The following is a 21,693-nucleotide window of genomic DNA, read 5'->3' on the forward strand; positions in this document are numbered from 1 at the left end:
CCCACAGCCATGAACGCAGCGATCCAACTGCCCACCGACCCGGTGGATTTGAACGACGAACAGCAGGCCTTCCGCGCCGCCGCGCGCGACTTCGCCGACAAGGAACTGGCCCCGCACGCCGCACGCTGGGACGCGGAATGCCACTTCCCGCGCGAGGCCATCGGCAAGGCGGCCGAGCTGGGCTTCTGCGGCCTGTACACCGACGAAGGCGTTGGCGGCCTGGGCATGCGGCGCCTTGATGCGGCCATCGTGTTCGAGGAGCTGGCCACGGTCGATCCGTCCACCTCGGCCTTCATCACCATCCACAACATGGCCACCTGGTTGATTGCCAGCTACGGCAATGAGGGCGTGCGTGCGCAGTGGGGCGAGGCGATGACCAGCGGTGCCAAGCTGGGCTCGTATTGCCTGACCGAGCCGGGGAGTGGCTCGGACGCGGCCTCGCTGAAGACCCGCGCCCAGCGCGACGGCGACGACTACGTGCTCAACGGCAGCAAGGCCTTCATTTCCGGCGCGGGCGCCACTGATGTGCTGGTGGTGATGGCACGTACTGGTGAAGACGGCGCACGCGGCATCAGTGCATTCGTGGTGGCGGCCGATGCGCCGGGCATCAGCTACGGCCGCAAGGAAGAAAAGATGGGCTGGAACAGCCAGCCCACACGTGGCATCACCTTCACCGATGTGCGCATTCCCGCCGGCAACCTGCTCGGCAAGGAAGGCGAAGGGTTCAAGATGGCGATGAAGGCGCTGGACGGTGGCCGCATCAATATCGCCGCCTGCTCGTTGGGCGCCGCGCAAGGCGCGCTGGATGCGGCGCGCCGCTACATGGGTGAGCGCCGCCAGTTCGGCAAAAAGTTGGCCGATTTCCAGGCGCTGCAATTCAAGCTGGCCGACATGGCCACGCAACTGGTGGCCGCACGCCAGATGGTGCACACCGCCGCGCGCAAGCTCGACGCCGGCAGCCACGACGCAACGGTGTGGTGCGCTATGGCCAAGCGCTTCGCCACCGACGCCGGCTTTGCGATCTGCGACGAGGCGCTGCAAATCCACGGCGGCTATGGCTATATCCGTGAATACCCGATCGAGCGCCTGCTGCGCGACAGCCGCGTGCATCGCATCCTGGAAGGCACCAACGAGGTGATGCGCATGATCATCGCGCGCCACCTGCTCAACAGCGAGGAGGAGTTGCGATGAGCGATTGGGAAGGACGCGCGCATACCGGCTTGCAGGTCGAACGCGATGGCCACGTGGCTATCGTGACGGTGAGCAACCCGCCGGCCAATACCTGGACCGTGCACAGCCTGGCCGCGTTGCGCGACCTGGTGCTGGCGCTGGATGCCGACCGCAGCATCTACGCCTTGGTGATCACCGGCGCCGGCGACAAGTTCTTCAGTGCCGGCGCTGACCTCAAGCAATTTGCCGAGGGCGACAAGGCGCTGGCACGCGAGGCAGCGCGCCGCTTCGGCGAGGCCTTCGAAGCCTTGAGCGCGTTTCGAGGCGTGTCGATCGCGGCGATCAACGGCTACGCCATGGGCGGCGGCCTGGAATGCGCGCTCGCCTGCGATCTGCGCATTGCCGAACAACAGGCGCACCTGGCATTGCCGGAAGCCAGCGTCGGCTTGCTGCCGTGCGCCGGTGGGACGCAGAACCTGGCACGGCTGGTAGGCGAGGGCTGGGCCAAGCGCATGATCCTGCTTGGCGAACGCATCGATGCCGCCACCGCGCAGCGCATCGGCCTGGTGGAAGAGGTGGTCGGCCCCGGCGAAGCACGCGCGCACGCCATCGCCTGGGCGCAACGCGCCGGCAAGCAAAGCCCGCAGAGCGTGGCGGCGTGCAAGCGCCTGGTGCAGGCCACCCGCCATGGCACGCACGCGGCCGCGCTGGTTGCCGAGCGCGAGGCCTTCGTGGACCTGTTCGAACATTCCGACCAGCGCGAAGGCGTGGCCGCGTTCCTGGAAAAACGCGCGCCGCAGTGGAGCGATCACTAATGGTGGAAACACACGCCTCCGACCATTCACCGGTGCTGTTCGAGCAACGCGCCTGCGCCGATGGTCACTCCATCGGCATCGCCACCTTAAACGCGCCCAAGACCCTCAACGGTCTGTCGCTGGAGATGACGCGGCTGCTGGACGCGCAACTGCGCGTCTGGGCCGATGATGCGCAGATTGCCTGTGTGGTCTTGCGCGGCGCCGGTGAAAAGGCGTTCTGCGCCGGTGGCGATCTGCATGGGCTGTACCAGAGCATGCGTGCGCATGCGGAGGCGGTGCCCGAGATCGCGCAACGCGCTGCGCAGCCGCAGGCCAATGCGCATGCCGCGGCGTTTTTCGAGGAGGAATACCGCCTCGACTATCGCATCCACGCCTTTCCCAAGCCGGTGTTGTGTTGGGGGCACGGCATTGTGATGGGCGGCGGCATCGGCTTGATGTCGGGTGCCAGCCATCGCGTGGTCACCGAGCGCTCGCGGCTTGCAATGCCGGAGATCAGCGTCGGATTGTTTCCGGACGTGGGCGGCAGCTGGTTGCTGCGCCGCGTGCCCCACGGCGGCGGCCTGTTTCTCGCGCTCACCGGCGCACCGCTCAACGCCAGCGACGCCATCTACGCCGGACTGGCCGACGTGCGCCTGGAACATGCGCAATACGATGCGGTGCTGGATGCGCTGAGCGCGCATGCCTGGACGGGTGATGTCGCTCACGATCGCGCGCAGCTGGGCGCTTTTCTGCAGGGCCTGGCGCAGCCAGTGGAACCTGGCCCCCTGCAATTGCACGCTGCGCTGATCGCGACCATCGTCTCGGCCGGCACGCTGCAGCAGGTTGCCGACGCGCTGTTGGCGCTGCAAAGCGAAGACGCCTGGCTGCAGGCCGCGCGCGCCACCTTTGCCGCTGGCGCGCCGGGTTCTGCACGGCTGGCGTGGGAGCTGCAGCGCCATCCCGGCACCACCACGCTGGCGGACGCATTTCGCACCGAATACGTGGTGGCGCTGCACGCAGCCGCGCATGGGGATTTCGCCGAAGGCATCCGTGCGTTGTTGATCGACAAGGATCGCCAGCCCGCATGGCAACCGCCAACGCTGGAACAGGCCGATGCGGCCTGGGCAGCCACCTTCTTCACTGCGCCGTGGCCGGCGGGACAGCACCCACTGGCCGACCTTGGCGCGCGTTAATCCGGAGACCAACCGCATGAGCAAGATCGCTTTTATCGGCCTGGGCAACATGGGCGGGCCGATGGCCGCCAACCTACTCAAGGCCGGGCACGAGCTGCGTGTGTTCGACCTGGTGCACAGTGCATTGGATACCGCACATGCCGCCGGCGCGCAGGTGGCCAGTTCCGCAAGCGACACCCTGCACGGCGCGGAGGTCGTCATCTCCATGTTGCCTGCCAGCAAGCACGTGGAAGGGCTGTATCTGGGCGATGCCGGCATCCTTGCGCACATTCCCGCCGGCGCGTTGGTGATCGATTGCAGCACCATTGCGCCGGCAATGGCACGCACTGTGGCCACTGCTGCGCATGCGCGCGGCCTGGACATGCTGGATGCCCCGGTATCCGGCGGCACGGCGGGCGCTGCAGCCGGCACACTCACCTTCATCGTGGGCGGCGCTGCACAGGCGCTGGAACGCGCGCGTCCGGTGCTGCAGGCGATGGGCAAGAACCTCTTCCACGTCGGCGACAACGGCGCCGGGCAGGTGGCCAAGCTGTGCAACAACATGGCGTTGGGTGTGATCATGGCCGCCACCGGCGAAGCCATCGCGCTGGGCGTGGCGCAGGGGCTCGACCCGGCGGTGTTGTCGCAGATGATGGCGGTCAGCACCGGGCGCAGCTGGGCCACCGAAGTCTGCAACCCGTGGCCCGGTGTGCTGGAGAATGCACCTGCCTCGCGCGGCTACAGCGGCGGTTTCGGCAATGACCTCATGCTCAAGGACCTGGGCCTGGTCGCCGAGGCCGCGGTGCAGGCGGGCGCATCGATTCCGCTGGGCGAACTGGCACGCAACCTGTACGCCATGAACAGCCAGGCCGGCAATGGCGCGCTGGATTTTTCCAGCGTGGTCAAGTTGGTGGCCAAGGTCTGAGAGTGGCTAATAGAGCTACAACGCCCACCACCAGGTGGGCGTCGCCGGCGTTGTAACTCGTATCCGTCTTGATGTAACTCGCATCCGTTTTGATAGGTGATCGAACGGGTATGCGTCGGGTGCAGAGCGGATGATTTGCGGCTTGGCTGCGAGGCCCTTGCCCGGCCACCATCGCGGGACACGCCGCAAGGCAGAGCGGCTGATCTGTGGCTTGTCTGCGCGGCCCTTGCCCGCTCACCGTCGCGGGACACGCCGCAAGTACGTCCGTGTAGGCTCTTACGCGGCATCCATGCCGCGTAAGGTCCCGCGACAGTGAGCGGGCAAGGACCCGTCGAGATGGTCGGTGTGCATGGTTGCAAGCAGGGCAAGCAGGGCGGCCGTCCGATATGTGCGGTCTGATCGGCTCCTCTCGATCCGAGCAATGTCACTGCCACTACCGACATCACTCCACTCGTCAACGAAGGCAGTGTGGCCAGCACGTTGCCGCCATCGCTGCGGCGTTCGAGAGCTTTTGTTAGCCGCTCCAAGTTGCCACCCGGCCTGTGGGCAATAAGGCACATCACTGCGCCCACGTGATGTGATGTCATCACGCCCAGGTGTAATAGTCTCCGACATCGCGTGCGCCTAAGGTGCGCGGATCGCACGAGGCCACCGCATCCATGGGACACGACCACAACCACGCACCTAGCGAGATCCGCCACGAGAAGCCGTTGTGGTGGGCGCTCGCGCTGACCGCCACCTTCCTGTTGGCGGAGGTCATCGGCGCGTTCATCACCAACAGCCTGGCGCTGCTGTCCGACGCCGCGCATATGGCCACCGATACCGTCGGCCTGATGATCGCGCTGGTTGCGGTGCGCCTGAGCCGTCGCCCTGCCGACGCGCGTCGCACCTATGGCTATGTGCGTCTGGAGGCGCTCGGCGCGCTGGCCAATGGCGCGCTGTTGTTCGCAGTCGGCGCCTACATCCTGTGGGAAGCGGCGCAACGCTTTCGCGCGCCCCAGGATATTTCCTCCAGCGGCATGCTGTTGATCGCCGGCTTCGGCCTGGTGATCAACTTGATCGCGATGAAGCTGTTGCACGCCGGCAGCGGCGAAAGCCTCAACGTCAAGGGCGCCTATCTGGAGGTCTGGAGCGACATGCTCGGCTCGGTCGCGGTGATCATCGGCGCCTTGCTGATCCGGTGGACTGGCTGGCAGTGGATCGACCCAGTGCTGGCGGTGCTGATCGGCCTATGGGTATTGCCGCGCACCTGGGTGTTGCTGCGCGAAGCCATCAATGTGCTGCTGGAAGGTGTTCCCAAAGGCATCGACCTCGCCCAGGTGCAGCAGGCGCTCACCAGCCATCCCGGCGTCGAAGACGTACATGATCTGCACGTCTGGGCCCTGGCCTCCAGCACCCCGGCCTTGACGGCCCACGTGGTGGTTGGCGAAACGATCGACCGCGACCGCCTGCGTCAAACGCTGGGCGAACTGCTGCACGACCGCTTCGACATCGCCCACGTCACCTTGCAGGTGGAGAGCGGCGATTGTGGAGTCGATCCGTGCGGCACGCCAAAGGCCGCGTCAGGCGCCGCGCATGACGATCACCACGGGCACGGGCACGGGCACGCACATGGACATGGCGGGCATTCCCACTGAGCGGTGATGGCGTCGTCGCTTGAGCGTGTTGCAAGTGTGCTATCGCAGTACGCCAGACAGGCGCCAGCGCTTCCGTCATCACGCCCGACTGGCGCACGGCCGCCTCCATCGTATGATCGGCGCGGGATGAGTTCTGCACACGGCGGGTGTCATGGCGCTACAGGTCGAGCAGGTGAACGAGCGGGTTGCCGCACTCGTGCAAGCGGCTAGTGCCGCAGCTTCGGCAGGGGACTGGCAGCACGCCGAGGCGTTATGGGAGGGCGTGCGGCAACTGGCGCCGGCACACCCGCAGGCGCTGTATAGCCTGGGGGTTCACGCCTATCAACGCGGCGACACGCAGGCCGCGATCGCGTATCTGGACGGCGCGCGGGCAACCAGCCCGGCCGATCCGATGATCGTGTTGACCATTGCTGTGGTGAAGCAGGCGCAGGGGGACGTGGACGGCGAATGGCAGGCCATTGCCGCGGCGCTGGCGCTGGATCCGTACTTCTTACCCGGCCTGTTGGCGAAAGCCGAGTTTCTGGAAGCGCGCGGCAAGCCGCGTGCGGCTGCCGGTGTCTACCGTGACGCCTTGAAGGTTGCACCACCGCAACCACAGTGGCCGGCCGTCCTGCGCCGCAAGCTGGCACGCGCCAGCGAGGCTGTCGAGCAGGACACGTTGGAGCTGGAGGCACAGCTGCGGACTGCGCTGCAGGTGCCGCGTCAGTCGGTGAATGCTGCGCTCCAGGGGCGATGGGATGAGGCGGCAGCGATCGCAAGCGGCCGATCCCGCCCATTTCATTCCCAGTCCAACCGTCTGCTCATTCCACGATTGCCTGCATTGCCCTTCCATGACCCGGCGGCGTTTCCCTGGGTGGATGCATTGCAGGAACAGACCGATGCCATCGCACAGGAGCTGCGCGCCGTCATGGCGGCCGACAGCAGTGGCTTTGCTCCCTATATCGCCTACGCGCCTGGTCAGCCGCTGAATCAGTGGGAACAACTCAACCACTCGCCCGCATGGAGCGCGTACCCGCTATGGCAACATGGCCAGCCCGTGGAGCCCCACCTGCAGCGGTGCCCCGCAACGGCTGCCGCACTGGCATCGGTCGATGCCGCGCAGATTGCTGGCGTTTGTCCCAATGCGATGTTTTCGGTCCTGGCGCCGCATACGGTGATTCCTCCGCACCATGGCGAGACCAATGCACGCCTGGTGGCGCATCTGCCGTTGATCGTGCCGGAGGGCTGCAGCTTCCGGGTGGGCTACGACCGGCGGCAGTGGGAGATCGGGAAGGTGCTCGTGTTCGATGACTCGATCGAGCACGAAGCGCGCAACGAGAGTGCGCATGCGCGCGTGGTGTTGATTTTCGACGTGTGGAATCCTCAGTTGAGCGAGGAGGAGCGCGCCATGGTCAACGCCATGGAAGCGACCATCGCACGCCATCGCGCTGGATGAGTGCGCGCCGGCCATTGCTCAGTCTTCGATCACAATGCCGCTTGCTGCGAGTGCCTGCCGTAGGGGCCCAAGGTGCGCGGCATACGCTCGCCAGCGTCCCGATGCCTCGGCATGCAGTGGCCGGCGTACCTGCCAGTAGCTGGCGGTTCTGACCGCGTTCCGCGCGCGGTGGAACTCCAGGCACTGCGGTTCCCACGGCAGCTGCAGGAAATCGAGCAGCGCCCGCAGGGTGGATTCCGGTGCGGTAACAAAGGCGTCGTAGTCGAACGTGTGGATGCTGTCCGGATAGAGCGACAGCCAGTGCTGCATCAATTGCGCAGACGCTCCATAGAAATGACCGATGTCTTCCAGACTGCCTGCGTAACCGAATCGATGCGGATTGAGTTGCTGCATGAAGATCGACAGCCCGTTGTCCAGCGGATGACGACGTGTATGCACGATCCTTGCGGAGGGAAAAAGCTGCTTGATCAAGCCGACCAGTTCAAAGTTGTCCAGCCGCTTGTCGGTGATGTAGCGCAACTGCGCGTGTTGCGGAACCGCCAGCGCCACGCGTTGCCGATAGCTGGCCGCCAGCTGTGCCCGGGTCTGTGCGGGCAGGTCTTGGGCGGCCTGCGGAAACGGCGACAACGCCTGTGCAACCAGGCGGGGCAGCGCATCCAACTCGCCCCCGGCGGCAATGCAGGGATGACGCGACAGCACTTGTTCGAGCAATGTGGAGCCGGAGCGGAACATGCCGCAAATGAACAGTGGCGCCGGTACGTCCTGCGCAGTCAGCCGATCGGATTGCTCGCTCACACTGGCGCCGTCGGCAAACACGGCGCTGATATGGCTGAAGCGCTGTTGCGTCTGTTCCGGCTCATAGCGGCGTGCCCGTGCGTAGCCATCGCGGTTGGCCGCGCTTGCGGTCTCGAATGCACGCTGGTGTAGCCCCAGGCGATCGTAAGCCTGCGCCAGTGCATGCGAGAGGATGGCCGACAACGCAGCATCCTGGCCCGGCAGGGCGACAGCCTGGGCAAGCCGGCTCAGGCGCGGATCCTGCGCATGCGCCGGTGGGTCCAGGTGCAGCAATCGGGCGGTCGCCTGCAGTTGGAGCGCATGGGTGGAAGTGTCGGCACCCACGAGTGCCACAAGTCGGGCATAGGCCGCGAGCGCTTGATCGCGGGCGCCCAGTTCCTCGTGCAGATTGCCGAGGTTGAGCAGCGCCGGCGGATAGTCTGGATGGCACTTCAGGGCAAGCCCCAGTTCTTCAAGCGCCAGCGCGTCCCGGTGCAGGTGGTCGCTCAGCAGTGCGGCACGATTGAGGTGGATCTGTTCCGGCTGCGTAGCGCCGTAGAGCAGGGCATTCCCGTACGCATCGAGTGCCCCGGTTGCGTCTCCATGATGGCGTAGCAGGTAACCCAGGTTGTACCAGGCATCGGCGCAGCGAGGCTGGGTGTGCAGCACTTGTCGATAGGCCTCGGTTGCCTGCTGCAGATGGCCCTGCTGCAGGAGTTTTGCGGCTTGCTGCAAAGAGGCGTTCAACGCATGCTCCCGAAACAGAGGTGGAGGAGTGGTAGGGCTGCATGCTTGGGCAGCGTGCGCGGCGTGTCAATCGGCTTGCCGACGGAGGCGCGGCCTGCCCCGTACCCGGCCATGCGGTTGCCTTGTATGCTCGGGCATCGTCGACAGCGAAGACATGCAATGCCCATCTGGAAATCCTTCGGAACCCTGCTGATGGTGTGCGCAACGAGTGCAACGGCGCAGGAGGTAGCCACGCATGCCTGTGCGTCGGTGCTCGATCCGTTGCCACGGCTGGCCTGCTACGACGCGAGCTTCCCGCCATCGGCCGCAGTGCGCGCCGCTGAAGCCGGCAGGGGAATAAGGGAATTCGGTCGCGATCCAGCACACGCTCCGGCGACGATGACCGGAAAGCCGCCAGCACAGGTGAGCGCCACCGTCCGCGCCGTGGCCTATCAGACCGACGGTACCCGCGTCGTGGTGTTGGACAACCAGCAGCGCTGGGCGCTCACAGAATCCACCAGCCGTGGTCATCTGGCTGAAGGCGACGCCGTGACAATTCGCAGCGCCGCGATGGGGAGCTACATGTTGGTCACCCCTGGCGGCGTCGCACTGCGTGCTCGACGCATCGATTGACAGCGCTGATACCAACGTCCATGAGCGGGAGAGACCTGATTGACCGAGAGTGAGCAAAAAAGCATCCTGCGAGACGGATATCAGTTGTTGCGTCAGGGCCGCTATCACGATGCGGTTGCACTGGCAGAGGGTGCTTGCGCACGCCATCCTGATGATGCGCATCTGCTTGAATTGGCAAGCGAAGCCCTGCTTGCGAACGGTGATCCAGACGCCGCGGCCGAGCGCATCGCGCGTGCTGCGGCGGTTGCGGTGTCGCCGGTTCCGCTCCTGATCAAGTACGGCAGCTTGCTGGTGCAGCTGCGCCGCCGCCACGAGGCCCGGCGCGTGGCTCGCCAGGCGCAGGCATTGTCGGCGGCGGATGGAGCGGCGCTCTGGCAGATCGGTACGCTTCACAGCGGCTGCCAGGATGTTGTTGCCGCACGCGACGCCTACCGACAGGCGCTGACATTGCTCGGAGAGCAGCCGCGGCTGATGTACGACCTTGCGACGATGCAATTTTTCAGCGGTGAGTTCGATACTGCAGAGCGCATTCTGGATCGGCTGTTGCAGTTGGTTCCGAACGCCGGCGATGCGTTGTACCTGCGCGCCAGTTTGCGACGACAGACCGCGCAGCAGAACCACCTGGAGGATCTGCGTCGCAGGTTGGCATCCACCGCGTTTGATCCGCAGGCGAGGGCAGCAGCCCTGTTTGCGCTATCAAAGGAGCTGGAAGATCTTGGTCGGCATGAGGAGGCGTTTCAAACACTGACGGTCGCAGCTGCCAGCAAGCGTGCGACCTTGCAGTACGACGTCGCTGCCGAGTGCGCGCGGATCGCGGAGATCCGCGACGCTTACGGTCCGGAAGCATTGCAGGCGCTGCGCTCGGGGCAGGGGGGCGAGGGCGCCATCTTCATCGTTGGCTTGCCGCGCTCGGGCACCACGCTGCTGGAACGGCTCCTCGTACAGCACGCTGATGCCCGTTCGGCCGGGGAGCTGATGGACTTCGGTGCACTGCTGGGAAGTGCAACGTCACGCATCGCGTCAAGCAACCCGGCGCTGACGGCGGCGCAGGCGTCGCGGCAGATCGATTTTGCCGCGCTCGGTGACGATTACTTGCGCGGCGCGCGTGAGGTTGTTCATGGACACCCGCTGTTGATCGACAAGATGCCGATCAACTATCTCTACTGCGGAATGATCGCAGCGGCCTTGCCAAAGGCGCGCATCATCCACCTGGTCCGGGATCCGCTCGATACCTGCTACGCCATGTACAAAACCCTGTTTTACAACGCGTATCCATTCTCGTACGCGCTGGACGAAATTGGCGAGTATTACCTGGCATATCAGCAGACGATGCGTCATTGGCATGCGCTGCTTCCGGGGAGGATCCTGGACGTGCACTACGAAGAACTGGTGCGCGATACGGACAGCCAGATTGCTCGGGTAGTGCAGTGGTGTGGGCTTGCCTCGCGCGAGGCCGTGCCCAAGATGGCAGATGTGGCCTTCGTCACCGCAAGTGCTGCCCAAGTGCGCGGAGAGGTGCATCAGCGCTCGGTACATGGCTCACGTCGGCATCTGCCTGGGCTCGACGCGCTCGTGCAACGGCTACAGGCAGCAGGGGTTGCAGTGCCAACTGAAAAGTAATTAATGCATCGACCGACACAAACAGTTGCTCAATTGCTCGATAAGCAATGCGAACCACTTGCTGTGATCTGCGCACCGTTTTGGGGCTTTTGCGCACTCTTTCGGAGCATTGCTGAACAGGGCTTTAATTTTCTTTGACATCGACTTAGCATCGGCTTGGCAGCGTTTTTAGGGCGCCTATTTCGCCCCCGCTAGCCAATGTGGTCAGCGCCGTTTGATGCGCTCGCCTGCGTCGTCGCAGTGGTTGCGTACTTGCCGCTCCCGGTGGCAGGTCTTGCCCTGCGCCACCCGTTCGCACTGTCGGAGAGAGAGATGAGATTGAAGACCACCAAGTTGCGCGATGCCATCAGGGTATCGCTCGCGGTTGGCGCCGCTGCCCTGGCGTTCACAGGTAGCGCGATGGCGCAGGAGCAGCCAACGATGGATGCCAAAAGCCTGGACACGGTCAACGTCACCGGTACGCGCATCAAGAGCCAGACGATGACTGCCTCCAGCCCCGTGGCAGAAATCAACAAGGAAGAATTTCAATACACTGGCGCGACCAAGGTCGAAGATCTGATCAATCAGTATCCCCAGCTTGCCGCAAGCTTCGACAACTTTGCCAACAACGGCTCGAATGGATATGCAACCGTCGATCTGCGTGGCTTGGGTGCGCAGCGGACCTTGACGTTGGTCAACGGCAGGCGTATCCCCAAGGGCATCGGCGAAAGCCCGGACATCAGCATCATTCCCGCCGCACTGGTGCGCCGGGTGGATGTTCTCACTGGCGGTGCGTCTGCGGTGTACGGGTCGGACGCAGTCGCCGGCGTGGTCAACTTTGTGTTGGACGACGAGTTTGAAGGTGTCAGTGTCGACATGGGCTACAACGCCTTTCAGCACGACAATGGCAACAGGCTGATGCGCGGCCTGATGGATGATGCCGGGTACGATTATCCAACGGGCAATTCCGGCTTTGATGGTATTTCCCGCAATGTGGATCTGGCGATCGGCGGTAGTTTCGGTGAATCGGGTCATGCGACCGCCTGGGCAACCTGGCGCGAGAATGATCCCTTGCTGCAGGGGCAGCGTGATTACTCTGCCTGTGCATTGAGCAACGGGGGCACTGCCTGCGGCGGCTCGGCGACCGCGGACCCTGCCAATTTTTACGTCGTTGCGCCGTCGGCGGGCGCCTTCTATGTGCAGCCTTCCGCAGGCGGGACCTGGTCGCAGGTCGCTTCGCCCAATCTATACAATTTTGCACCGTTGAATTACTACCAACGGCCTGACACGCGTTACACGGCTGGCAGCAGCATCAAGTACGAGGTCAACGAGCACTTCAAACCCTACCTCGAGACCCTCTTTGTCAATCGCAAGAGTTCGACCCAGATTGCCCCATCGGGTGCGTTCTTTACCGACCTCAACGTCAACTGCGCAACATCGGTGATCGGTAGCCTGTGTAACGATGTCGGTATTACCGACGACGAATTCACGGTCTACGTTGCCAAGCGCAACGTCGAAGGTGGCCCGCGCATTACCGATTCGGACACAAACAGTTTCAGCATCACCACCGGTGCACAGGGCGATATCAACGACAACTGGTCGTACGACGCCTCCTTTACCTATAACCGCAGTACCACCAAGTCGGAAAACATCAACGACTTTGTCACCACCCGCGTGCGCGACGCACTCTTGGGCTGCCAGCCTGGCGCGTTCGACGGATGCGTGCCGTACAGCGTCTGGAACGACAGCGTGACCGCTGCGGAGGCAGAAGCGCTACAGGGCGTCGGTATCGTCAATTACGAAACCTCGATGCGCGTGTTCAATGCCTATGTGACCGGCAACTTCGGTTACAGCCTGCCGTGGGCCGGCGACAACCCCATCAGCGTGGTTGGTGGCGTGGAAACCCGGACTGAAACCTTCAAGCGCGTCGCCGATAGCAATATGCAGACCGGCAACTTCACCGGTCTGGGCGGCCCAACATCCAATGTATCCGGCGATATCAGCGTCAAAGAACTGTTCCTGGAAGGCGCGGTGCCGCTTCTGGCCAACGCAGGCAGCCTGGATCACCTGGATATGCAGCTTGGCTATCGCTACTCGGACTACGACATCTCCGGGGGTGTCAGCACTTACAAGGCGGGTCTGGGTGCGACATTCGTCGATGGCAAATACCACCTACGTGCAGGTTGGAACCGTGCAATCCGCGCGCCGAACGTCACCGAGCTGTACAACGAAAATACAATTAATTTGTGGAGCGGTAGCGACCCCTGCGCTGGCGCCAATCCAACATTTACCCAGGCTCAGTGCGCCAACACCGGTGTGACGGCCGCGCAATACGGCCGTGTAGCGGCAAATCCAGCAGGGCAGTACAACGAAATCGGTGGTGGCAATACCGCTTTGCAACCGGAAACGGCCAACACCTGGACGGTCGGCTTCGCGGCCAGCCCGATCAAGGGGCTCGATCTGAGCGTGGACTATTACGACATCAAAATCGACGACGCCATTCGTGCCATCGGTTCTTCCAACATCCTGACCGCATGCGGTGTCACCGGTAATGCAGACATTTGCAGCCGCGTCCGTCGCAATGCCACAACGGGCGATCTGTTCCGCGGCAGCGACCCGGATGTCTCGGGGCTGATCCTCAATTCCCAAGACAATTTCGGCTCCTTGCACTTCCAGGGTATCGATCTGACTGCGTCGTATGCATGGAGTGTCGGCCCGGGTCGCCTGACCGCCTCGATGATGGGCAGCTATGCCCTCAAGCAGGAATACGAGCCGGTTCCGGGTGTGCAGGAAGTGACCTACGACTGCGCTGGCGTGGTCAACGTGGCCTGCAACAGTGCCGAGTGGCGGCATGTGCTGAGCACGCGCTACAACTTCGACCGCTATACCGTCAGTCTGCGTTGGCGCTATATCGGTGAACTGGACTACCAGAACACCGACGGAACCCCGGGCACTACCGACGTGCGCCTTGTGAACCAGGACAACAAGGTGTCGGCGTACAACTACTTCGACCTGTCTGGTTCGATGCAGTTGGGCGACTACGTCACCTGGACGCTGGGCGTCAACAACATCGCCGACAAGGAGCCACCGCTGGTGGGGGGCAGCCTGACCTTCAACGGCAACTCCCTTGGTGGATACGACCAGGCGGGTCGTTATATCTTCACCAGTGTGGGTCTGCGCTTCTAACTTGAGTTGCTGTACTGGTCAAAAAAGAACGGCGAGCCTAGGCTCGCCGTTCTTTTTTCAGTGGTGATGGCCCGCTCGATCGTTGTGCCGCCGCGGCTTGACTCGACATCAGCCGATCATCAATCAGTTCGCGCGCTTTCGCAGGCAGAATCCCGGTGCTGCAGGCTTATGCCACCGGCTCCCGCAACACCGGCGACTCCCAACCCGGCCGCGGGGCAAACCGCTCGCCATACCGCGCCTGCAAGGCGTGCAGGCGGGCCAGTAGCGCGTCTGCACCGACGCTGCGGATGTGCTGGATCGGGCCGCCGCGGAAGGGCGCAAAGCCGGTGCCGAAGATCACGCCGGCATCGAGCAGGTCCGCATCGGCCACCACGCCCTCGTGCAGGCAAGCCACCGCTTCGTTGAGCAATGGCAGGATCAGGCGGTCTTCCAGATCCGCCGGCACCTCGTAGCCGCTGGCAACTTCGGGTTTGACCGCGCGGCCGTTTTCCCATTTGTACAAGCCCTGGCCGTCCTTCTTGCCGCGCTTGCCGGCCTCCACCGTGGCCAGTGCTGCCGGGATCGGCAGGCCCAGGAACGGGGCGAGCTCCGCACCGACGCCGGCGGCCACGTCCAGGCCCACGGTGTCGATCAGTTCAATCGGCCCCATCGGCATGCCGAACTTCACCGCAGTCTTGTCCAGCACCGGTCCGGGAGTGCCCTCGGCATAGGCGGTGGCCGCTTCCAGCAAGTACGGGAACAGCACGCGGTTGACCAGGAATCCTGGCGTGCCCGCGACCGGCACCGGCAATTTGTCCAGCGCCTTGCAGAACGCGGCCAGCCGCGCCACGTTGGCCGGATCCAGCCCGTCGTGCTGCACGATTTCCACCAGCGGCATCATCGCCACCGGGTTGAAATAGTGCAGGCCGGCAAACTGCGCCGGGCGCTGGATGTGCCCGCGCAATTCGGTCAACGGGATCGAGGAGGTGTTGGTAGTGAGTAGCGCATCCGGCTTGAGGTGCGGCTCGATGCTCTGGTAGAGGTCGCGCTTGGCTTGCGGGTTTTCGATGATCGCCTCGATCACCAGATCCGCCTGCGCGACGCCCGCGCCGGCCAGATCGCCGCGCAGACGTGCGGCCACGGCGGGGCGCTTGGTCTCGTCCTTTACGCGCTTGCCAAACAGTTCGCCGCCGCGCGCCAAGGCGGTATCGATGAAGCGCTGTTCGCGGTCCTGCAGCGTGACCTCAAAGCCCTTGTAGGCGGCCCACGCCGCGATGTCGCCGCCCATCACGCCGGCACCGACGACATGCACGTGGCGTATGGCCGGCAAGCCGGTGTCCTTGCCGCCGAGGGCCTTGAGCCGCTCGGTCAGAAAGAAGATGCGGATCAGATTGCGCGCTGCCGGCGTGCTGGCAAGCTTCACCACTGCCTTGCGTTCGGCCGCCAGGCGGGCCTGGATCCCACCGCCACCGGCGCGCTCCCAGGTGGTGATCAACGCATACGGCGCGGGATAGTGTTCCTTGCGGGCCTTGCGCGCGACCTGCTTGCGCATCTGCGGTGCCAGCAGCTTGCGTGCAAGCAGGGCGTTGGTCGCCCAGGCGGTGGCGCGTTGCTTGAACGGGCGCGTGGTGCCGGCCAATGCCAGCGCCGCAGCCACATCCACCAGCACCGCCGGTGCAGCGACCTTGTCGACCAGGCCCATCGCCCGCGCAGCCTTGGCCGACACCGTGCGCCCGGTGAGCATCAGGTCCATTGCCGCCGGTGCCCCGATCAAGCGCGGCAAGCGGGCGCTGCCGCCCCAGCCGGGAAAGATGCCGAGCTTGGTTTCCGGCAGCCCGATACGCGTGCTGCCATCGTCCGAGGCCACCCGGTAGCGGCAGGCCAGTGCAATCTCGGTGCCGCCGCCCATGCAGAAGCCATGGATGGCCGCCACCGTGGGGCAGGGCAGTTCGGCCAGTTTCTGGAACACCTGCTGGCCGCGCCGAATTGCGTCGTTGACGGTGCCGCGGCGGTCGAACTCCTGGAATTCCTTCAGATCGGCGCCGGCGATGAAGCCATTGGCCTTGGCCGAGCGCAGCACCACGCCCTTGGGCGGATCCAGTGCCAGGCGTTCGATGACATCGCCCAGTTCGAGCAGCACGTCCTGCGAGAAGGCGTTGACCACCGCGCCCTGGCGGTCGAGGCTGAGCACGAGCACGCCGTCCTCGCGCAGGTCTGCCTGCCAATGGCTGAATCGGAGCCCGTCGAAACCTGGAAGCATGCGGTTGACCATCCGGCGATATAAGGAAAGGCCGTTATCATCCAGAGGTTGTTTCCTTCACGTCAAATACCCATACCTGTCGCAAGACGGTGCCGGCCCAGTGCATGGCGTCGCCAGCGACACGTCGGCGACGCTCTTTGCGGCAGCGCTGCGATCGTTTGGATCGGTAGGAACTTTTCTTTTCAATGGCGGTCTCATTGCCCGACTTCGGTGGGCAGACAGGAGTGCGGCCCGACATGGCCGAAGTCGATACACCTCAGGAGCTGGATCTGGAACTGGTCCGGCGTGTGCAGCGCGGCGAGAGTGCGGCGTTCGATGTGTTGGTGCGCAAGTACCAGCACCGGATCGTCGCCCTGATCGGGCGCTACATCGCCGACTGGAGCGAATGCCAGGACGTGGCCCAGGATACGTTTGTGCGCGCTTACCGCGCGATCAACAGTTTTCGTGGCGACGCCCAGTTCTATACGTGGCTGCACCGCATTGCCGTGAACACTGCCAAGAACCACCTGGTTGCGCACAATCGCCGCCCGCCCACCGATGACATCGACGTCAGCGACGCCGAACAATTCGATGGTGCGACCCGCTTGCGCGACACCGACACCCCGGAGCGCGAATTGATGCGACAGGAGCTGGAACAAACGGTGATGCGTGCGGTCCAAGCCTTGCCGGAAGAACTCCGGTCGGCCATCACCCTGCGCGAGGTGGAGGGGCTGAGTTACGAGGAGATCGCGCGAAAGATGGATTGCCCGATCGGAACGGTGCGCTCGCGCATCTTCCGGGCGCGCGAGGCCATCGACATCGAGCTACGGCCTCTGCTGGAGACCGAAAGCGCTACCCGTGAGCGACACCGTGTATGACCAATAACCCTGACATGTCCACCACCGACAAGTTCGAACGTCATTACCGCCAGCAGCTGTCCGCGCTGGTGGATGGCGAGCTGAGTGCCGAGGAGTCGCGCTTTTTGCTGCGACGCTTGGCCCATGACGAAGAGTTGGCCGGCTGCCAGGAGCGCTGGCAGCTCTGCGGCGATGTGCTGCGCGGCGCGGCAAGTGCCCCGGCGCCGCTGGATTTCGCCGCCAAGGTGCGCGCTGCCGTGGCCGAAGAACCGGCACCTGCCGCGGCGCCCGCTGCACGCCCTGCGGCGCGCTGGCGTTGGGGAGGCGGTGCCGCGCTGGCGGCATCGGTCGCCGCAATCGCCTTGTTCGTGTCCCGCGAGCGGCTGCCTGAGGTGGCCGCGCCGGCGCCCGCCGAGCAGGTGTTCGCCACCACAGCACGGCTACCCGCATCCACTCCCGCCCCGCAGGCGCCGAAGGCCCCGGATGCGCCGGACGACGTGGTTGCCCTGGCGGCGGCCGTGCCCGCGGCGGCGCTGGCCTCGGCCCGGCGTGGCGCGGCCACCCGCAATCAGCAGGTCGCTCGCAGCGTGGCGGCGCGCAACCAGCAGGCACCGGCCCGTATGGTGGCCTCGGCTGCGGCCCCGGCTGCAACGCCTTCGCTCGCCTCGCCGGCGGCGGCAAACCCGTTCACGCATCCTGAAACCACGCTGCAGGCCCGCCCGTGGCCGCGTGCCTCGCTGGCGGGGTCGGGCGAAAGCCCGCTCAACGCCAGCTTCAGTCAAAGTCGGCAGGCGCCAGCGTTCTATCCGTTCGAGCCCGCTCCGCAGGCGGCCGCTGCGGCAGGCCGGGCACAGCCGGCTCCGCCACCGCAGGACTGATGTTCTCGCCGTTCCTCATCCGTTCGGCATCCATGCTCCCGTTACCGTGTCCGGCCCGTGCAATCGTTCGGGTCTGGACCCTTGTCGCCCTGCCATCGGAGGCAACCTGATGAATCACCGCATCCGCACCCAGATGTTCGGCCTGTTGGCCATGACCCTGCCGTTGGCTGCCTGCGCGCAGCAACCCGAAGCGCCAGCCAAGACCAGCGCGCCGATCGCGGCCAACCGCAGCACCACGCCGGCGCCGCAGCTGGTGGCGGGCTTGCCGGATTTCACCAATCTGGTCGAACAGGTCGGCCCGGGCGTGGTCAATATCGAAACCACCATCACCCGCAAGGACGCCATGGCGCGCTCGCAGCGCGGCGGTCCGGGCGGACGTGGCGGCGGCGCGATGCCCGACGACGAACAGATGCCGGAGTTTTTCAAGCGCTTCTTCGGCCCGGATTTCCAGATGCCGGGCGGCCCGCGTCAGGGGCCGGGGCAGGGCGATGACGATGGCGGCATCGCTGGCAAGTCGATGGGTTCGGGCTTCATCATTTCCGCCGACGGCTACGTGCTGACCAATCATCACGTGGTGGATGGCGCCAGCGAGGTGACCGTCAAACTCACCGACCGTCGCGAGTTCAAGGCCAAGGTGGTCGGCAGCGACGAGCAGTTCGACGTGGCCCTGCTCAAGATCGAGGCCAAGGGCCTGCCGACCGTGCGCATCGGCGATTCCAACACGCTCAAGCCGGGCCAGTGGGTAGTGGCGATCGGTTCGCCGTTCGGGCTGGATCATTCGGTCACCGCCGGCATCGTCAGCGCCACCGGTCGCAGCAATCCATACGCCGACCAGCGCTACGTGCCGTTCATCCAGACCGACGTGGCGATCAACCAGGGCAACTCCGGCGGCCCGCTGCTCAATACCCGTGGTGAGGTGGTCGGCATCAATTCGCAGATCTTCTCCGCTTCGGGTGGCTACATGGGGATTAGCTTCGCGATCCCGATCGACCTAGCCTTCAGTGCGGCCGAGCAGATCAAGGCCAGCGGGCATGTCAGCCGCGGCATGCTGGGCGTGGCCGTCGGCGCGATCGATACGCTGAAGGCGCAAGGCCTGGGCCTGCCGGATACGCGCGGCGCGCTGGTCAACGACATCCCCGCCGGCAGCCCGGCTGGCAAGGCCGGCATCGAGGTGGGCGATGTGATCCGCTCGGTCAACGGCAAGGAAATCGCGGTGGCCAGCGACCTGCCGCCGATGATCGGCCTGATGCCGCCGGGCACCAAGGTCAGCTTGAACGTGCTGCGCGACGGCAAGCCGCGCCAGGTCAACGTCACCCTGGGCACGCTGGAAAACGAATCTGGCAGCAGCGCCCCGCGCACTGCGGCAGATGACAGCAAGCCGTCTACGCCGGCCAGCGTGGAGCTGCTGGGCCTGCAGGTTGCGGACCTGACCGCCGCCGAACGCAGTCGCATGGGTCTGGAAGCGGGTGAGGGTGTGCGCATTGCCTCGGTCACCGGCTCGGCTGCACGCAGTACCCAGCCGCCATTGGCTCCGGGCCTGGTGATCGCCCGGGTCGGCCGCACCAAGGTCGGCAGCGTTGCCGAGCTGAACCGTGCGCTGGCCAGCTACAAGAAGGGCGACGTGGTGATGCTGCTGGTCACCGATGGCAAGGCCACCAGCTATGTGGCGTTGAAGGCGGCCGGCTGACAGGCGCCGGGATTCGGGATTGGTAATTCGGGATTGGCAAGGGCGGCGCGTCGTGCGCGGTGCGCTGCCCTTGCCTGGCCAATCCCCAATCCCGATTTTCTAATCCCGGCCTGGCAGGCCAAGCCGTGCGATAATGTGGCGTTACCCTGACGACGGCACCGCCGGCGCCCACCTCAATGTCCTCTGATTCAATGCGGAACATCCGCAACTTCTCCATCATTGCCCACGTCGACCACGGGAAATCCACCCTGGCCGACCGGATCATCCAACTGTGCGGCGGCCTGCAGGCGCGCGAGATGGAAGCCCAGGTGCTCGACTCCAACCCGATTGAGCGCGAACGTGGCATCACGATCAAGGCGCAGTCGGTGTCCTTGCCGTACACGGCAAAGGACGGGCAGACCTATTTCCTGAACTTCATCGACACTCCAGGGCACGTGGACTTCTCCTATGAAGTCAGCCGCTCGCTGGCGGCCTGCGAAGGTGCATTGCTGGTGGTGGACGCGGCGCAAGGCGTGGAAGCGCAGTCGGTCGCCAACTGCTACACCGCGGTGGAGCAGGGCCTGGAAGTGGTGCCGGTGCTCAACAAGATCGACCTGCCCACCGCCGATATCGAGCGGGCCAAGGCCGAAATCGAGGCGGTGATCGGCATCGACGCCGAGGACGCGGTGGCGGTGAGCGCCAAGACCGGGCTCAATATCGATCTGGTGCTCGAAGCGATCGTGCACCGGATTCCGCCGCCCAAGCCGCGCGATACCGACAAGCTGCAGGCGTTGATCATCGACTCGTGGTTCGACAACTACCTAGGGGTGGTGTCGCTGGTGCGCGTGATGCAGGGCGAGATCAAGCCGGGCAGCAAGATCCAGGTGATGTCCACCGGTCGTACGCATCTGGTCGACAAGGTCGGCGTGTTCACACCCAAGCGCAAGGAGCTGGCGGCACTGGGCGCCGGCGAAGTGGGCTGGATCAATGCCTCGATCAAGGACGTGCACGGCGCGCCGGTCGGCGACACCCTTACCCTGGCGGCCGACCCGGCGCCGCACGCATTGCCCGGTTTCCAGGAAATGCAGCCGCGCGTGTTCGCCGGCCTGTTTCCGGTCGATGCCGAGGACTATCCGGACCTGCGCGAAGCGCTGGACAAGCTGCGTCTGAACGATGCCGCGTTGCGCTTCGAGCCGGAAAGCTCCGAGGCGATGGGCTTCGGATTCCGCTGCGGCTTCCTGGGCATGCTGCACATGGAAATCGTGCAGGAACGGCTGGAGCGCGAGTACAACCTCAATCTGATTTCGACCGCGCCGACGGTGGTCTATGAGGTGCTCAAGACCGACGGCACCATCATCCCGATGGACAATCCGTCCAAGCTGCCGCCGCTCAACCACGTGGAAGAGATCCGCGAGCCGATCATCCGCGCCAATATCCTCACCCCGCCCGATTACGTCGGCAACATCATCACTCTGTGCGAAGAAAAACGCGGCAGCCAGATCGGCATCAACTACCTGGGCAGCCAGGTGCAGATCAGCTACGAGCTGCCGATGGCCGAAGTGGTGCTGGACTTCTTCGACAAGCTCAAGTCGGTCAGCCGCGGCTATGCCTCGCTGGACTATCACTTCCTGCGCTTCCAGGTCGGCCCGTTCGTGCGCGTGGACACGCTGATCAACGGCGACAAGGTCGATGCGCTGAGCATCATCGTGCACCGCAGCTACGCCGATCGGCGCGGCCGCGAGTTGTGCGAAAAAATGAAAGAGCTGATCCCGCGGCAGATGTTCGACGTGGCAATTCAAGCCGCCGTCGGCTCGCAGATCATCTCGCGTTCTACGGTCAAGGCGATGCGCAAGAACGTGTTGGCCAAATGCTATGGTGGCGACGTTTCGCGCAAGAAAAAGCTGCTGGAAAAGCAGAAAGAAGGCAAGAAGCGCATGAAGCAGGTCGGCCGCGTGGAGATTCCGCAGGAGGCCTTCCTGGCGGTCTTGCAGATGGATAAGTAGCAGGGATTTGGGATGCGTGA

The 21,693-nt window shown here is 64.6% G+C and carries 15 protein-coding genes; 13 read left to right on the plus strand and 2 right to left on the minus strand.

The genetic code is table 11. The features are described from left to right. Window positions 1–9 precede the first annotated feature (9 nt). The 6 genes from QRM89_RS19130 to QRM89_RS19155 all read left to right on the plus strand — a co-directional run bounded on the left by QRM89_RS19130 (window position 10) and on the right by QRM89_RS19155 (window position 7,133). A complete protein-coding gene (locus QRM89_RS19130) occupies window positions 10–1,191 on the plus strand; it encodes an acyl-CoA dehydrogenase family protein (protein ID WP_285448724.1) in 1,182 nt (393 codons plus the stop codon). Then, entirely contained in the window at window positions 1,188–1,985 is a 798-nt protein-coding gene (locus tag QRM89_RS19135; RefSeq protein ID WP_076056021.1) for an enoyl-CoA hydratase, read from the plus strand. Before QRM89_RS19130 ends, QRM89_RS19135 begins: the two co-directional genes overlap by 4 nt. Beyond that, complete coding sequence (locus QRM89_RS19140) at window positions 1,985–3,157, plus strand: enoyl-CoA hydratase/isomerase family protein (protein WP_285448725.1); 1,173 nt, start codon at window positions 1,985–1,987, stop codon at window positions 3,155–3,157. The genes QRM89_RS19135 and QRM89_RS19140 overlap by 1 nt, the downstream gene beginning before the upstream one ends. A 16-nt stretch (window positions 3,158–3,173) precedes the next feature. Continuing rightward, window positions 3,174–4,061 carry a 3-hydroxyisobutyrate dehydrogenase gene (gene mmsB, locus QRM89_RS19145; protein WP_285448726.1) on the plus strand — a complete coding sequence of 296 codons (888 nt, stop codon included), beginning with the start codon at window positions 3,174–3,176 and terminating at the stop codon, window positions 4,059–4,061. 659 nt (window positions 4,062–4,720) lie between these two features. Beyond that, window positions 4,721–5,698, plus strand: coding sequence for a cation diffusion facilitator family transporter (locus tag QRM89_RS19150; RefSeq protein ID WP_285448727.1), 978 nt, complete (start codon window positions 4,721–4,723; stop codon window positions 5,696–5,698). A 151-nt stretch (window positions 5,699–5,849) separates the two neighbouring features. Then, window positions 5,850–7,133 (plus strand): aspartyl/asparaginyl beta-hydroxylase domain-containing protein, encoded by a 1,284-nt coding sequence (locus QRM89_RS19155; protein WP_285448728.1) that lies wholly within the window; start codon window positions 5,850–5,852, stop codon window positions 7,131–7,133. A gap of 18 nt (window positions 7,134–7,151) precedes the next feature. Here QRM89_RS19155 and QRM89_RS19160 read toward each other — a convergent pair whose 3' ends face one another. Continuing rightward, window positions 7,152–8,654 carry a sulfotransferase gene (locus tag QRM89_RS19160; RefSeq protein WP_285448729.1) on the minus strand — a complete coding sequence of 501 codons (1,503 nt, stop codon included), beginning with the start codon at window positions 8,652–8,654 and terminating at the stop codon, window positions 7,152–7,154. Window positions 8,655–8,813: 159 nt separating this feature from the next. Here QRM89_RS19160 and QRM89_RS19165 point away from each other — a divergent pair, with 159 nt between their 5' ends. From QRM89_RS19165 to QRM89_RS19175, 3 genes are all read left to right on the plus strand, one after another. Next, window positions 8,814–9,266, plus strand: coding sequence for a hypothetical protein (locus QRM89_RS19165; protein WP_285448730.1), 453 nt, complete (start codon window positions 8,814–8,816; stop codon window positions 9,264–9,266). Window positions 9,267–9,305: 39 nt separating this feature from the next. Next, entirely contained in the window at window positions 9,306–10,886 is a 1,581-nt protein-coding gene (locus tag QRM89_RS19170; RefSeq protein ID WP_285448731.1) for a sulfotransferase, read from the plus strand. A 312-nt stretch (window positions 10,887–11,198) separates the two neighbouring features. After that, window positions 11,199–14,051, plus strand: coding sequence for a TonB-dependent receptor (locus QRM89_RS19175; protein ID WP_285448732.1), 2,853 nt, complete (start codon window positions 11,199–11,201; stop codon window positions 14,049–14,051). A gap of 166 nt (window positions 14,052–14,217) precedes the next feature. On the opposite strand, the gene QRM89_RS19180 is transcribed toward QRM89_RS19175, so the two are convergent. Then, window positions 14,218–16,290 carry a 3-hydroxyacyl-CoA dehydrogenase NAD-binding domain-containing protein gene (locus QRM89_RS19180; RefSeq protein WP_285448733.1) on the minus strand — a complete coding sequence of 691 codons (2,073 nt, stop codon included), beginning with the start codon at window positions 16,288–16,290 and terminating at the stop codon, window positions 14,218–14,220. Between the two features lie 236 nt (window positions 16,291–16,526). Here QRM89_RS19180 and rpoE point away from each other — a divergent pair, with 236 nt between their 5' ends. From rpoE to lepA, 4 genes are all read left to right on the plus strand, one after another. Beyond that, on the plus strand, window positions 16,527–17,147 hold the full coding sequence (gene rpoE / locus QRM89_RS19185; RefSeq protein WP_011036461.1) for an RNA polymerase sigma factor RpoE: 621 nt from the start codon (window positions 16,527–16,529) through the stop codon (window positions 17,145–17,147). Continuing rightward, window positions 17,144–18,004, plus strand: a complete 861-nt coding sequence (locus QRM89_RS19190; RefSeq protein ID WP_285448734.1) for a sigma-E factor negative regulatory protein — start codon at window positions 17,144–17,146, stop codon at window positions 18,002–18,004. Before rpoE ends, QRM89_RS19190 begins: the two co-directional genes overlap by 4 nt. Before the next feature lie 109 nt (window positions 18,005–18,113). Beyond that, complete coding sequence (locus tag QRM89_RS19195) at window positions 18,114–19,691, plus strand: DegQ family serine endoprotease (RefSeq protein WP_285448735.1); 1,578 nt, start codon at window positions 18,114–18,116, stop codon at window positions 19,689–19,691. 191 nt (window positions 19,692–19,882) lie between these two features. Continuing rightward, complete coding sequence (gene lepA / locus QRM89_RS19200; RefSeq protein ID WP_192884329.1) at window positions 19,883–21,673, plus strand: translation elongation factor 4; 1,791 nt, start codon at window positions 19,883–19,885, stop codon at window positions 21,671–21,673. Window positions 21,674–21,693: the final 20 nt, after the last annotated feature.

This window comes from Xanthomonas sp. LMC-A-07 (assembly GCF_030208825.1).
Classification (GTDB): Bacteria; Pseudomonadota; Gammaproteobacteria; order Xanthomonadales; family Xanthomonadaceae; genus Xanthomonas; species Xanthomonas campestris.

Excerpts from the sequence above, each read along its gene's own strand:
- QRM89_RS19130 (WP_285448724.1), top strand. The coding sequence starts at position 10 with ATGAACGCAGCGATCCAACTGCCCACCGACCCGGTGGATTTGAACGAC.
- QRM89_RS19135 (WP_076056021.1), top strand. The coding sequence starts at position 1,188 with ATGAGCGATTGGGAAGGACGCGCGCATACCGGCTTGCAGGTCGAACGC.
- QRM89_RS19140 (WP_285448725.1), top strand. The coding sequence starts at position 1,985 with ATGGTGGAAACACACGCCTCCGACCATTCACCGGTGCTGTTCGAGCAA.
- mmsB (WP_285448726.1), top strand. The coding sequence starts at position 3,174 with ATGAGCAAGATCGCTTTTATCGGCCTGGGCAACATGGGCGGGCCGATG.
- QRM89_RS19150 (WP_285448727.1), top strand. The coding sequence starts at position 4,721 with ATGGGACACGACCACAACCACGCACCTAGCGAGATCCGCCACGAGAAG.
- QRM89_RS19155 (WP_285448728.1), top strand. The coding sequence starts at position 5,850 with ATGGCGCTACAGGTCGAGCAGGTGAACGAGCGGGTTGCCGCACTCGTG.
- QRM89_RS19165 (WP_285448730.1), top strand. The coding sequence starts at position 8,814 with ATGCCCATCTGGAAATCCTTCGGAACCCTGCTGATGGTGTGCGCAACG.
- QRM89_RS19175 (WP_285448732.1), top strand. The coding sequence starts at position 11,199 with ATGAGATTGAAGACCACCAAGTTGCGCGATGCCATCAGGGTATCGCTC.
- QRM89_RS19180 (WP_285448733.1), bottom strand. The coding sequence starts at position 16,290 with ATGCTTCCAGGTTTCGACGGGCTCCGATTCAGCCATTGGCAGGCAGAC.
- rpoE (WP_011036461.1), top strand. The coding sequence starts at position 16,527 with ATGGCCGAAGTCGATACACCTCAGGAGCTGGATCTGGAACTGGTCCGG.
- QRM89_RS19190 (WP_285448734.1), top strand. The coding sequence starts at position 17,144 with ATGACCAATAACCCTGACATGTCCACCACCGACAAGTTCGAACGTCAT.
- QRM89_RS19195 (WP_285448735.1), top strand. The coding sequence starts at position 18,114 with ATGAATCACCGCATCCGCACCCAGATGTTCGGCCTGTTGGCCATGACC.
- lepA (WP_192884329.1), top strand. The coding sequence starts at position 19,883 with ATGCGGAACATCCGCAACTTCTCCATCATTGCCCACGTCGACCACGGG.